Source organism: Bacillus sp. JJ1533 (assembly GCF_036965045.1).
Classification (GTDB): Bacteria; Bacillota; Bacilli; order Bacillales; family Bacillaceae_L; genus Ferdinandcohnia.
The window spans coordinates 237,704-250,896 of the sequence record NZ_JBALOV010000035.1 but is presented as its reverse complement, the minus strand read 5'-3'; the positions used below and the strand labels follow the sequence as shown (position 1 = coordinate 250,896).

At 37.2% G+C, this 13,193-nt stretch carries 18 protein-coding genes; all 18 read right to left on the bottom strand.

Translation table 11 applies throughout. From position 1 onward, the window contains the following. Positions 1-22: 22 nt before the first annotated feature. The 18 genes from flhB to fliH all read right to left on the bottom strand — a co-directional run bounded on the left by flhB (position 23) and on the right by fliH (position 13,192). A complete protein-coding gene (gene flhB, locus V7138_RS18895; protein ID WP_335400334.1) occupies positions 23-1,105 on the bottom strand; it encodes a flagellar biosynthesis protein FlhB in 1,083 nt (360 codons plus the stop codon). Further along, positions 1,106-1,882 (bottom strand): flagellar biosynthetic protein FliR, encoded by a 777-nt coding sequence (gene fliR / locus V7138_RS18890; protein WP_335400331.1) that lies wholly within the window; start codon positions 1,880-1,882, stop codon positions 1,106-1,108. Positions 1,883-1,886: 4 nt separating this feature from the next. Further along, positions 1,887-2,156: a flagellar biosynthesis protein FliQ gene (gene fliQ / locus V7138_RS18885; protein WP_116350572.1), complete on the bottom strand. Its 270-nt coding sequence runs from the start codon at positions 2,154-2,156 to the stop codon at positions 1,887-1,889. A 16-nt stretch (positions 2,157-2,172) separates the two neighbouring features. Next, the gene (fliP, locus tag V7138_RS18880) at positions 2,173-2,838 is read right to left on the bottom strand and encodes a flagellar type III secretion system pore protein FliP (RefSeq protein WP_335400326.1); all 666 of its coding nucleotides are present in this window, start codon (positions 2,836-2,838) and stop codon (positions 2,173-2,175) included. After that, complete coding sequence (gene fliO, locus V7138_RS18875; protein ID WP_335400324.1) at positions 2,835-3,491, bottom strand: flagellar biosynthetic protein FliO; 657 nt, start codon at positions 3,489-3,491, stop codon at positions 2,835-2,837. The genes fliP and fliO overlap by 4 nt, the downstream gene beginning before the upstream one ends. Before the next feature lie 31 nt (positions 3,492-3,522). After that, positions 3,523-3,885: a response regulator gene (locus V7138_RS18870; RefSeq protein ID WP_335400321.1), complete on the bottom strand. Its 363-nt coding sequence runs from the start codon at positions 3,883-3,885 to the stop codon at positions 3,523-3,525. A 17-nt stretch (positions 3,886-3,902) separates the two neighbouring features. Beyond that, positions 3,903-5,126: a flagellar motor switch phosphatase FliY gene (fliY, locus tag V7138_RS18865; RefSeq protein ID WP_335400318.1), complete on the bottom strand. Its 1,224-nt coding sequence runs from the start codon at positions 5,124-5,126 to the stop codon at positions 3,903-3,905. Further along, positions 5,119-6,120, bottom strand: a complete 1,002-nt coding sequence (gene fliM / locus V7138_RS18860; RefSeq protein WP_335400315.1) for a flagellar motor switch protein FliM — start codon at positions 6,118-6,120, stop codon at positions 5,119-5,121. The genes fliY and fliM overlap by 8 nt, the downstream gene beginning before the upstream one ends. Before the next feature lie 55 nt (positions 6,121-6,175). Continuing rightward, complete coding sequence (gene fliL, locus V7138_RS18855) at positions 6,176-6,601, bottom strand: flagellar basal body-associated protein FliL (RefSeq protein WP_335400312.1); 426 nt, start codon at positions 6,599-6,601, stop codon at positions 6,176-6,178. Positions 6,602-6,622: 21 nt separating this feature from the next. Beyond that, the gene (locus V7138_RS18850; protein WP_335400310.1) at positions 6,623-6,817 is read right to left on the bottom strand and encodes a flagellar FlbD family protein; all 195 of its coding nucleotides are present in this window, start codon (positions 6,815-6,817) and stop codon (positions 6,623-6,625) included. A 42-nt stretch (positions 6,818-6,859) separates the two neighbouring features. Then, on the bottom strand, positions 6,860-7,816 hold the full coding sequence (locus tag V7138_RS18845; RefSeq protein WP_335400307.1) for a flagellar hook-basal body complex protein: 957 nt from the start codon (positions 7,814-7,816) through the stop codon (positions 6,860-6,862). Between the two features lie 85 nt (positions 7,817-7,901). Continuing rightward, the gene (locus V7138_RS18840; RefSeq protein WP_335400304.1) at positions 7,902-8,273 is read right to left on the bottom strand and encodes a TIGR02530 family flagellar biosynthesis protein; all 372 of its coding nucleotides are present in this window, start codon (positions 8,271-8,273) and stop codon (positions 7,902-7,904) included. 11 nt (positions 8,274-8,284) lie between these two features. Beyond that, a complete protein-coding gene (gene flgD / locus V7138_RS18835; RefSeq protein ID WP_335400301.1) occupies positions 8,285-8,746 on the bottom strand; it encodes a flagellar hook assembly protein FlgD in 462 nt (153 codons plus the stop codon). Positions 8,747-8,758: 12 nt separating this feature from the next. Beyond that, on the bottom strand, positions 8,759-10,042 hold the full coding sequence (locus V7138_RS18830; RefSeq protein WP_335400618.1) for a flagellar hook-length control protein FliK: 1,284 nt from the start codon (positions 10,040-10,042) through the stop codon (positions 8,759-8,761). A gap of 44 nt (positions 10,043-10,086) precedes the next feature. After that, positions 10,087-10,662 carry a MotE family protein gene (locus V7138_RS18825; RefSeq protein WP_335400299.1) on the bottom strand — a complete coding sequence of 192 codons (576 nt, stop codon included), beginning with the start codon at positions 10,660-10,662 and terminating at the stop codon, positions 10,087-10,089. An 8-nt stretch (positions 10,663-10,670) separates the two neighbouring features. Further along, positions 10,671-11,114 carry a flagellar export protein FliJ gene (gene fliJ, locus V7138_RS18820; RefSeq protein WP_335400296.1) on the bottom strand — a complete coding sequence of 148 codons (444 nt, stop codon included), beginning with the start codon at positions 11,112-11,114 and terminating at the stop codon, positions 10,671-10,673. Between the two features lie 5 nt (positions 11,115-11,119). Next, positions 11,120-12,436 (bottom strand): flagellar protein export ATPase FliI, encoded by a 1,317-nt coding sequence (gene fliI / locus V7138_RS18815; RefSeq protein WP_335400293.1) that lies wholly within the window; start codon positions 12,434-12,436, stop codon positions 11,120-11,122. Positions 12,437-12,439: 3 nt separating this feature from the next. Beyond that, complete coding sequence (gene fliH / locus V7138_RS18810; protein WP_335400616.1) at positions 12,440-13,192, bottom strand: flagellar assembly protein FliH; 753 nt, start codon at positions 13,190-13,192, stop codon at positions 12,440-12,442. Between the last annotated feature and the right edge of the window lies 1 nt (position 13,193).

The window sequence follows — 13,193 nt, the reverse complement described above, 5'->3', positions numbered from 1 at the left end:
ATGATTGAAGGTCGTTATGTCTTCAAACCTTCTCTTTTAAGCGGTACACATAGGCAAGTATTTCAGCTACCGCTTTAAAATATTCTTCGGGTACCGCATCCCCGATATCTGTACCTGCATAAAGAGCCCGTGCAAGTGGTCGGTTTTCAATCGTTGTAATTTCATGTTCTTTAGCAATTTCTTTAATGCGCTGAGCTACAAAATCTACACCCTTTGCGACAACGAATGGAGCATCCATTTTTGCCTCGTCATATTTCAATGCTATGGCATAATGCGTAGGGTTTGTAATAATCACATCAGCCTTTGGTACTTCTTGCATCATACGGCTCATTGCCATTTCACGTTGTTTTTGCTTGATTTTTGATTTAATCAGTGGGTCTCCTTCTGTTTTTTTAAATTCGTCTTTTATATCTTGCTTTGACATTCTGATGTTTTTTTCATAATCAAAGCGCTGATAAAGATAATCTAAAAAGGATAGGAACAATAGAGCTCCACCCGCAAATAATCCCATTTGAACAGTGAGTTTTGCTAGAACAATGAGTGCTGCTCCAACCGTTTTCTGAGACAATGTCAGAATATCTTCTAAGCGAAACCAAAGAATTGCGAAAGTCACACCGCCTACAATGACAATTTTTAAGATGGATTTAATCATCTCGACAAGCGCGCGAATCGAGTAAATACGCTTAAAGCCTTGAATGGGATCAAGCTTATTTAATTTCATTTGAATCGCTTCTGTTGAAAATAAAAACCCAACCTGCAGGAGGTTTGCAGCAACCCCGGCAACAAGGGCGACTACCAAGATCGGTGCCAGGATAATGGCAGCCTCTATAGAAAGCTCTATAAAAATTTCCTGAACACTTTGTTCAGTCGGTGTAATCGATAAATAATGGCTAAATGAGTGTTTTAAAAATGTCATAATACGCTCAAACATAAAGCCCCCAAAAACAAGCAGAGTAAAAAAGATGGCTAGCAATAAAATGGCTGTATTTACATCTGCACTTTTGGCTACCTGTCCTTTTTTCCTTGTTTCTTGACGTTTTTTAGGAGTGGCTTTTTCTGTTTTTTCACCCGCAAAAAATTGTAGGTTCAGACGAACAAAATACATCTAGCTTCCTCCTAAAAGTTCCATTAATCCTCTCATTGTATATAACATATTGTCTACCAGTTTCCCGACAAGCATAAAGATCATTGACATTGCAATTAACATCACAACAAAACTAACCCCAATTTTCAATGGCAGTCCTACTACAAAAACATTTAGCTGCGGAACTGTTCTTGCAATAATCCCTAGGGCAATATCAACTAAAAACAAAGCCCCAACAACAGGCATGGACATTTGGAAAGCAATAATAAACATTGTGCTAAAAGCCCTTAACACAAATTCCACAACATTCTCATTACCAAATGGAAGAGTCGCTTGTTCCATCGGAATAAATGAATAGCTATAAAAGATTCCGTCTAATAAAAGATGGTGGCCATTAATAGCTAGTAAAAAGAGCAGTGCAAATGTATATAAGTATTGACCCATTAACGGACTTTGTGCTCCCGTTTGAGGATCGATTACATTTGCAATGGCAAATCCCATTTGAAAGTCGATAAATCCTCCAGCAATTTGGATAGCCGCAAAAATCATATAGGCAACCAAGCCAATTAAAAGACCTACCATAGCCTCTTTAAAAATGAGGAGAATATAGTCGCCATTGATTTGGAGTATTGGTTTTTCCATTGATAGGAACATAATCCATGAAATAAAAAAAGCAATACCAATTCGATGTGAAGCAGGTAGTGTTCGATAGGAAAACAAAGGCATCGTTACAAAAAAACTCGTTACTCTAACTAAAACAAGCAAAAATGCTGGAAAATAGGTATAAACCTCTGTCATTTTTTCAACCTACAAATCTCGTCAAATTACTAAAAATATCATGTGTATATGCGAGCATTTTAGAAAGCATCCAAGGTCCAAAGAAAACTAAGCCAACAAGCACTGCAATGATTTTTGGGATAAATGCCAATGTTTGCTCCTGAATTTGCGTTGTTGCTTGGAACACACTCACTATTAATCCCACAACGAGTGCAACCAATAATAGTGGTCCACAAATCATTAATGTTGTATATACACCTTTCTCTGCCAATGAAATAACTACTTCAGGATTCAACACTGTTCACCTACTTCTAGAAGGTCTGTAATAAGGATTTAACGATTAAATACCATCCATCCACAAGAACAAATAAGAGTATTTTAAATGGCAAGGAAATCATAACAGGGGGAAGCATCATCATCCCCATCGACATCAGGATACTCGCAACAACCATATCAATTACAAGAAACGGAATAAAAATCATAAATCCGATTTGAAATGCCGTTTTAAGTTCACTTATTGCAAAGGCTGGGACTAATGCAGTCAAAGGTATATCTTGTATCGTCTCAGGTCTGTCTGCTCCAGTATAATTTAAAAACAACTCCAAGTCCTTTTGCCGGGTATGTACGCTCATAAACTCTTTAAATGGTACAGCAGCACGGGTATAGGCTTCTTCTAAATTTATTTCTTCATTAAATAATGGAGTTAACGCTTGATCATTCACTTCACTAAATGTCGGTGCCATCACGAAAAACGTTAAAAACAATGCAAGCCCAATCAATACCTGATTTGGCGGCATTTGCTGTGTTCCTAATGAAGTCCTAACAAATGAAAGTACGACAATAATTCTTGTAAAACTCGTCATTAAAATCAAAATACCGGGTCCCACTGAAAGAACAGTTAGAAGGAGTAGTAGTTTAACTGAAGTCGAAACATTTTCAGGAGCGCTAGTATTAAAAATTTCCATAAATTCATTCATTTTTTGCTAGACTCCTTATTTTCAAGTTGCTCAACAATCTTCTTTCTCCCTTGCTTAAGTTCTGTTAATTGTTTCTGGAGCATTGAGGAGAAAAGAGATTGGTCGGAATCCTTTCCTTTTCTCTTTTCAAGAAAACGATGAATGAGATCTCTTGGTTGAATCATGGAATCTAATGACGAATTATGTTGTTCTAGGATTTCATTTATTTCATCTGTGTCTTCGATTTCCTTAAGAAGCTGAATGGAATCTCCTACTCCTACGACTAAGATCCGCTCTCCAACCTTTACAATTTGAATTGAGCGGTTTGTTCCTAAACTGGTTCCTCCAAGGTTCTCGATGAACCTATGTTGGTTAAATATGCGATTTCGTTTATTTACAAATTTTAATAAAAAATAAATAAGTGCAAGTACAAATAATGTTGTAAAAATCATTTTTATAAAATCACCGGATGTTAGGTCATTGGCCGGCTCTCGATTTTCAATGGGATTTGTTCCCTCTTGATCCTTGGTTTGATCATTGGTTTGTTCATCTTGATTACCAATTACGTCATTTACACTTTTATCAACATGACCTTCTTCAGCTTGTACAGGGAAAGTGACAAGCAAGGCATGAAAGAAAATTAGTGCAAAAACAACTTTTTTAATGTGTTTCACTTTTGTTGCCACTCTCCTGAATATGGATTCCTTAGCTAAGTGTTTTACTGATGGCTTCAATAACTCGGTCTGCTTGGAATGGCTTAACGATAAAGTCCTTTGCTCCCGCTTGAATAGCATCAATTACCATCGCTTGTTGTCCCATTGCTGAGCACATAATTACTTTTGCATTTGGATTGATTTTTCTAATCTCTTTCAAGGCTGTTATTCCATCCATCTCAGGCATTGTAATATCCATTGTTACAAGGTCTGGTTGATGTTCTCGATATTTATCTACCGCCTGTGCCCCATCCGCAGCCTCTGCAACAACCTCAAAACCATTTTTAGTTAGGATGTCCTTAATCATCATTCTCATAAATGCTGCATCATCTACGATAAGAATTTTATGTGCCATTTGTGTTGCCCCCTACATTAATTCAATTTTTTAATTCGATCACTTTGGGAGATGATATCGGTTATTCTAACTCCAAAGTTTTCTTCAATTACAACTACCTCACCTTGTGCGATAAGTTTTCCGTTAACTAACACATCTACCGGCTCTCCTGCAAGTTTGTCTAATTCAATAATAGAGCCTGCTGTTAGTTCAAGAATGTCTTTAATCGAGCGTTTTGTTCGCCCTAATTCAACCGTAACTTGAAGCGGAATATCTAATAACATATTTAAGTTCCTAGATTCGGCTTCCTGTAATTGGACAGATTCGAATTCTGAAAATACCGCAGGTTGGATTTCAGGCTGTCTTGCATGAGTGCCACCAAGATGCTGTCGACCATTATTCGTTACTGGTTGTTTAAATTCCGGTTGATGATTTGGCTGTGTCAATTCAGATGGTATTTCCATTTGTTGTTCAACATTAGGCATAGTGTTGTTTGATTGTTGAACAGGCATCTGAGCATCTACAAGTTGAGTAGGAGTATCCATAGCCAAGGCATGTTTTTCCGCCTGAGGGGAAAGAAGCTCTCGAACAAGATCTTTAGCAAAATCAATTGGAACTAATTGCATGATTGTTGAGTCAATCAGCTCACCAATTGTAAGTCGAAAAGATATCTTCACTAACATATCATCAGATGGCAGGTTTTCAGCCCCTTCACCATGTTTAATATCAAGAATGTCAATACTTGGTGGAGAAATATCTATTTTCTTACTAAAGACTGTTGACATGGAAGTTGCGGCTGAACCCATCATTTGGTTCATTGCCTCCTGCACAGCACTTAGTTGTAAGTCACCTAAGGATTCCGGTGCGGCAAGTCCATTCCCACCTAACATCAAATCCGCAATGATGGCTGCATCACTTTGTTTTATTACCAATAAATTTGTTCCCGTAAAACCAGCTGTATAATTGACATAGATCGCTACATATGGGTGTGGAAACTCATCAGCTAATTCAGAACTTAGAACCAGTGAAACATTCGGTGTCGTAATATCAACCTTTTGATTAAGTAATGTGGAAAGCGCAGTGGCTGAACTTCCAAAAGAGATGTTTCCAATCTCCCCAAGCGCATCCTGTTCAATTAAAGATAAAAAATCTTCTACAAGGGGTTTATTACCTTTTGCTACCGGTTCTTCGTTGTCTAAGTCTGCTGTACCTCTTAATAACGCATCAATTTCGTCTTGTGATAGCATGTTTCCATTATTCATCCTCACGGTCCCCCCCTTTAATTTCCTCTAGGATTTGTACGGCTTGCTTTTTATTAACCTTACCAACCTGTGCATAAAATTTTGATATACCCTCTACCTTTAATTCGATTGGTTGTTGGATTGATTTATCAAGTTGAATAGTATCCCCTATATTTAATAAAAGGAATTCTTGGACAGCAATATTAGCTGTACCTAATTCTGCAATGATTGGCAATTTTGTATCCTTAAGATTATGTTGAATATGAGAAAGTTCTTCTCGATTTCTGTCTTTTTTAGGTGTTGATTGCATCCAGTAATGTGCCGATAATTTAGGAATGATCGGCTCAAGGAATACATGTGGAATACAAATGTTGATCATTCCACTAGTTTCTCCAATTTGTGTATTGAGCGAAATGACTACCACAGTTTCATTAGGTGAAACCATTTGTAGGAACTGTGGATTCACCTCAAATTCAGTTAAAATAGGGTCTACTTCTACCAAATTAGCCCACGCTTCCCGCGCTTGTTCAAAAGCTTTTTCAAACATATTGCTCATAATTTTTGTTTCGATTTCTGTTAAATTTTCAATTTTATTTAGACCCGTTCCTCGTCCACCGAGCATTCGATCAAGAATGGCATAGGCTATATTAGGGTTGACTTCTAAAATAATACGCCCTTCTAAAGGAGGCATTTCAAATACATTTAAAATGGTCATATTAGGAATGGAACGGATAAATTCCTCATATGGCACTTGATCGGCTGTCCCAACTGTAATTTGTACATATGTTCGCAGCTGTGCTGAAAAGTAGGTTGTTAATAATCGTGCAAAGTTTTCATGAATCCGAGTGATACTACGGATTTGATCCTTCGAGAAACGAAGGGCCCTTTTAAAATCATATACTTTCACACGGCGTTCACGTTCTTCTCTTTTTAATTCTTCTGGGTTCATTTCCCCAGTCGACAGAGCTGAAAGTAATGCATCTATTTCACTTTGGGATAGTATTTCACCAGGCAAGGTTCCACCTCCGCTCTTTTGAACTCTCATTCTTAAGTACTTAAGTTTCTAATGTTTACTGCGGAAGAAAGGATGTCGCATAAACTTTAATGACAGTTCCATCTTGCATTAATTCATTAATTCGGTCCTTTAATCTATTTTCAAGATTGATGATTCCTTCTTCACCTTTAAATTCTTCAGATGTCATGTTGGAAAGCTCTTTAATAATAATATTGTTTACCTGGAATTGTCTTTTTTCTAATTCCTCTTTCCCCTTTTTACCATCTGTCTGAATGTTAAAGGAAATACGAATATAATCATCGCTAAGTAGTTTTGTTGTGATTTCCGGAATTTCGACAGTCGCTTTTAAGACTTGGTCAATTGACGGTTCCTCTTTAGAATTACTTGCAGTGACCTTTGTTAAAATAACAAAAGCAGTGGTACCGACTAAAGTAATTGTACTTAAAATGATGACCATTATCACAAGTAGCTTATTTTTCATAGCACCATATCCCCCCAACCATTAACGAAGGCCAAGTACATTTATTTTTTGATAAAATTCAAGAACCTTCACGTGTACATCTTCTTCTGTTTCCTTCACAACAAATTTTTTGCCATTGGTTAAGGTGATTGTTGTATCAGGAAAGGATTCAACCTGTTCAATATAGATTGCATTTAATGTAAATTTTTTATTATTTAATTTCGTTAAAGTAATCAAAATTTAGCGGGGTTTTAACAGGATGCCAAAACCCCTACCCCCTTAACGTTTTAGGTTTACAAGCTCTTGTAAAATTTCATCGGAAGTTGTAATGATACGCGTATTTGCTTGGAATCCACGTTGGGCTACAATCATTTCCGTAAATTCTTCAGAAAGGTCAACGTTTGACATTTCAAGTGCACCAGATTCGATTGAACCGAGTCCAGAGGCACCCGCAAAATTGACTACTGGGTTACCAGAGTTTGATGTTTGTTGGAAGAGATTACCTCCCACCTTCTCTAAACCACCTGTATTCGGAAATTTCGCTAACACAAGCTGACCTGCCCAACGTAATGTTCCTGTTACATCCACATAAGTAACCGACCCGTCTTTACCGATGCTCATGCTTTTGGCATCAGTAGGAATCTGAATAGGCTGATATGATGGTGCAGGAGTTGCTCCTCCTGTATACGTAGGTGGAGTAGTTGTAAAATCAAAATCTCCAGGATTAATAGCTGTTGGTACAGGACTTGTTAACCCGTCTGGGGTATTAGCATTGTTATCATGATCTCCCATTTCATTCGCTGCAAAGCCGACAACATACATACCTCCACTTGTTACTAAATAACCATTCTGATCCATATAGAAGTTACCTGCTCTTGTATAAACAGCTTCTTCGGTAAAAGTCGAAGTATCTGCTGTTGGAGCTACCTGAAAAAATCCATCTCCCGCAATCGCTAAGTCTAGTATTCTAGCAGTCGTTTGTGTACTTCCACTGTTGTGAATAGTATCGATTGCTGCTAATGAAGATCCTAATCCAACCTGTTTTGGGTTAACACCACCGAGCGATTGTCCAGGAGCTGTTGCACCATTGATTGTTTGACTCATGATGTCATTAAAGATGGTTCTGCCCTTTTTAAAGCCGTAAGTATTAACGTTAGCGATGTTGTTACCAATTACATCTAATTTTGTTTGAAAGTTTTTCATTCCACTGATTCCTGAGTACATTGAACGTAACATTTCATTTTCCCCTTTCGATTGTAGGTGGCTTCTGTCGGTCCGCGCACCTCGGCTTCCTGTTAAGGTCCAGCCTATATAAGTGTTTTTAATCTAAAATAATTGTTCCATTTATATTCGTAAAAATCTGTGCGTTCGCTTCGTCTCGATTCATAGCTGTAATGACTGTGTTATTAGGGACATTTACAATTAATGCTGCATTATCTGTAACGACTAGTGAATCTTTGACTCCCTTTGTTTTTGCTTCTGAAATTTTCAATTGGATTTCATTCCATTTTGAATCTTGAATACGAATGTTTCTCTCATCCAACCTCTTTTGAGCATGCTTACTTATGACCAAGCTTGTCTCTTTTTCCAAGGTTTCTTTAAAGGATATTTTAGGTGACTCAGAGTGCTGAACCTTTTTTCTAGTTTGCAGTGATAAAGGATGATTTTGTATTTGTAAAATTCGATGATCCATGTTTCCACCTCCTATTCTTCTTCGCTAGAAGGTTGCTTTACTGTCAAAATTTCATCACTATAAATCGTCGTTCCATCCTTTAACTCAAGCTCAATATATCCTGATTTTTTTGATACGGATGTGACAATACCCTGTCCACTTTTTATGATGTCATTGCCATCCTCATCTTCAGTTTTAAAGCTGTATTCTACTTCTTTTCCAATCATGTTGCTGTATTTTAAAAGTTGCTCACCTTGTTGGCCACTTACAAATTTTTCTAAGGTGCTATTCATATTTGTCATTTGCTCCAACGAAGTAAAAGTTGCCATTTGTGCGATAAAATCTTTATCTTCCATCGGATTCATCGGATCCTGATTTTGAAGCTGTGTCATTAAAATTTTCAGAAAATCATCTTTTCCTAGAATGTCATTCCCTGTTTTTCTATCAGGTTTACTATTGGTTAGATACAGACTGGAATCAATTTTTGTCGTCACTTCAATCACCACCTATACTTTAAAATTCACCAGCTCATCAAGTAGAACGGATGTAAAAGTTTGTTCCTCATTTGTTTCTTGCTGATGATTCTCTTTCTGTTGTCTTCCTGATTGTTGTCCTTGTTGCTGTTCACTTTCTCTTTGCAGATTTCTTTCTGTTTGATATTGAAGCTGTGATGTAACTTCAATTTTTTCAACCGAAATGTTTTGTGCTAGGAAAGTATGTTTTAGGTTTGTAATTTGTGATTCAACTAGTTCCTTTGCTTGAGTCGTTGAAGCCATAATTCTAGCAATCATTCCTGCTTCACTTTGAAGAAGTTCAATTCGTAATGAACCTAAATGTTCAGGATATAAATTGATTAATAGTTTTTGCTGTCCTCCATTATTCAAAAAGCTACCTCTAGCAAGGATATTTTGAAACTGCTTAATGAAATGTTGCTGGTTTGGCAGTTGCTTTCCATTTTGCTCAACAAACAGTGTGAATTGCTGTGCCTTTGATAATGGGTTTGAACTCACATCACTTAACGGTACCGACTCTGATGCTGTTGTTACCTGAGTCGTAATACTCGCCTTTTGCAAAAGTTTTTCCGTTATAAGTGTTTGTGGGGTCTCCACCCCTTTTGGTGTAGAAAAATATCTTGCATGGACTGTCTGCAAATAATGATGCCTATTCTGTGATTCTATTAAAGGCTTTTCTGAAAGCTTGTTTTCTAATTTCTGGATCAACTCATGAACAAACTTATTAGAACTTGACTCAGCCGGTACTTTAACACCTTGTTGGGTTGCTGGAATTTCCTCATTAAAAACCATTTGCAATTGCTTTAGTAGATTCAATAGTTCCTTTTTATTTGTAAAAGAATGATTGTCAGCATAGCGTGCAGTCACTAAAAGTAGACCAATGAGCTCTGCTTTTCCAGTTACCTGCTCAAGTTCCAACGTACTTGTACCTTTTTGAATATCAACAATAAACGATTTTATTTGTTCCACCAAATCAGGCGGAAGGGTTATAAATACATCTTCAAAAGCTGATACATCAAGGGACTCCTTGGTAAACGTTTCGATGTTAGCTAAAAAATGCTGGATTGATTCATCTTCTTCAATTTTTTCTTCAACTTTGCTTATTAATCGATTTATATGATTATTTTCAACTGGTTGTTGAACGGCTGTTAACGTCTCTAATTGTTCACGAAAAGACAATTGCGATAAACCATTTCCTTGTAAAATTCCATTCCCCACTGCACCATTAGCGACTGCCTTTCTTATAGAACCCATAGAGGGATCGAAGCTTGCTACCATGTTCACGTCGTTTCACCTCCTCTCAAGTATTTCTTACATATACTTTATTGTGTAATTAGTTGGGTAAACTTGGCTGCATCCTCTGGAGACATTTTTTCAAAGATGGCAGCTAGTTTTTCAGTATTGATACTAGAAAGAATCTCCCTGGCCTCATTATCTTTTAAATTTGGAATGATTTTTGCCGCATTTTTTGGAGACATTTGTTCATACATTTTGGTTAAATCTTGTAACGATTTACTTTTCGCTAAACGTTCTTCCTGAAGTTTAAGTAGTTCATCTGAAAGATTTTCAATTTCAAGCTCTAATGACTGAATTTCACCATCTTTTGTTTCCAATACATTTTCAAGTTGCGTAATCTTTGATTCCTTTTCCTGTATTTCAGATTCTAAATCTGTAACCGAAACTTCATCCTCTTTTTTTACTTGTGTATCATTTTCTTCATCATTAAAAAGAGTAGAAATAACTGGAACCTTTGAGGCAAAGTCCTTCATGGCTCCAAGTGGTTTAAATCCTACCACAGATAATAAAACAAATACGACTACCAAAGTAAAAAAGGATGGAATTAGTACGACAAACAGAAACCACTGGAATTTGCTATATTCTTTTTCGTTAGGCTCCATGTTATCACCTATCTTCCTTTTGACATGTATTGCTGGATAGAAATCTCATCCATCATTTGGCTTTCCTGCATTTTTATTTGTCCCTCATAAATTGCAAAGTCCTTTTCGTGCATAACCTCATATTTTTTTACTTCAATATTTTTTTCGGTTAACAATGATTGCAGTTGCTGCATTTTATTTCTTGCTTTAATGACAAGTTGCTGGTAATACATAATCGTTTTTTCTAAGCCTGTTATGAAGGACTGTTGATGCCGAATGCTTTGGATAGATAAGCCATTTTGTAGTTGCCGTCTTTGACTTTCTTCTAATGTTTCCTTCTTCTTTAATGATTCATATAAGGCTTCTGCGGCTTCTTCAAATTCTTTTACTGATGTTTTATAATCTGCCAGAACTTGATTCTTCTCATTTTCTTTTATCGACATCACTTTTTGAAATTTGAACTTGTAGCTCATTTGTTTTATTCACCTTTTTCAGCCAATTGTGCCAATAACTGCAAACTTTGTTCGAATGTATATTTATCATCAGTTTGCTGTTTTAAAAATGAAATAATTTTGGGATAATACCTAATGGCTTCATCAACTTCAATGGAGGATCCCCTTTTATAAGCACCAATATTGATTAAGTCCTCAGAATTAAGGTAGGTTGCCATGATTCCCCTAATTTTTTCAGCGTAAGCCTTATGTTCACTTGTCGTAATTTGGTTCATGACACGACTAATTGACTTTAAAACATTTATTGCTGGATATTGTCCTTTATTAGCAAGACTTCGATCTAGAACAAAATGTCCATCTAGTATCCCTCGAACCGTATCCGCTATTGGCTCGTTCATATCGTCTCCGTCCACTAAAACGGTGTAAAAGGCAGTTATTGAACCTAAATGATTGGTACCAGTTCTCTCCAATAATCTCGGAAGTGTTGTAAAAACACTTGGTGTATATCCCTTTGTTGTCGGTGGTTCTCCTATAGCTAAGCCAATTTCCCGACTCGCCATTGCAACACGGGTAACGGAGTCCATCATTAACATGACATCCAGACCCCTGTCCCTAAAATACTCAGCTATTGCAGTTGCAGTCATAGCTGCCTTGATGCGAAGGAGCGCTGGCTGGTCTGACGTGGCTACAACTAAGATTGACCTTTTAAGACCTTCCTCACCTAAATCTTTTTCAATAAATTCCCGGACCTCGCGTCCACGTTCCCCGACAAGGGCAATCACATTAATATCAGCTGTCGTGTTACGGGCAATCATACCTAAAAGTGTACTTTTACCAACACCACTACCTGCAAAGATACCAACACGCTGCCCTTTTCCAACGGTTAACAAGGTATCTATCATTTTTACCCCAACCTCGATTGGTTCACGTATAGGTGGACGAGATAATGGATTTGGCGGATCTTGTTCTGTAGGTGCGGATGATAATCCCCTTGGCAGTACACTTCCGTCAAGGGGATGCCCTAATGGATCTAATACCTTTCCTACTAATCCTTCCCCAACTTTTATATCGAGCGGCTTTCCTGTTGCCTCGACAATGCTTCCTGGAGAAATATCCTTTACATTTGAAAATGGCATGAGGATGACATGCTCTTCACGGAAGCCGACAACTTCAGCTTGAATACTTCTTTTATGGTTTAAACCCACATAAATATGGCATAGGTCTCCAATCGAGCATTCAGGTCCACGTGACTCAATCATTAAGCCGACGACTCTATTAACCTTACCGTACCGTTTATAAGAATCGATTGAATGTATTTCACGAAGAAGCTCAATCGCCTTCACAGACTATTCCTCCAATAGCAAAGAAAGTAATTTTTCTTTTATCTCAGAAAGTTGAGTATCTACACTTGCATTTATCTTGCCAAATGACGATTCAATCACACAATCAGTTTCCCCTAGATCTTCATTTGGATAGATAAATAGATTAGTTTCACGATTAAGAATAGAAGATAACTCTTCCTTTTGTTCAATCACAAATGGATAGAATCCCGGATTCACTTGAATTGTAATCCCAGAATGCTCCTTTACTTCTTTAAGCGCCTTTTTCACGAGGTAAATAAAGTCTTCCGGTTGCTTAGTTAATTGAATTCCGATTATTTTTTCTGCTACCGTCATTGCAAGGCTTAAAATGACCTCTTCTGAAGAATCAAGATAATGATTGTAATCATGCTTTGAAAGATCAATGATTTGACGAGCTTCGGAAAGTAAATCAGAGTATTCTTGATACCCTTGTTCTCTGCCTTCAGACCTACCAGCTTGGAAGCCTTCTTCTGATGTTTTGCGGTAAAGTTCTTTTTTCTCTTCTTCCCATTCACGTTTTTCAACTAATATTTGTTGCCTTGTTGAATTGGAATAGGCAATCGCATCTTTGACGATTTTATCAGCTTGTTCTCTTGCCTCATCGAGCATTTTTTGAGAAGCAAATTGAAGATTTTGCTTCTCTTGCTCAACTTGATTGTTATCTGAAGTCTGTAAAACTTTTAGCCCGATTACTCTTTTGGGAATATCCTTAGACTGAGCAGCAGTTGACTTAATCACA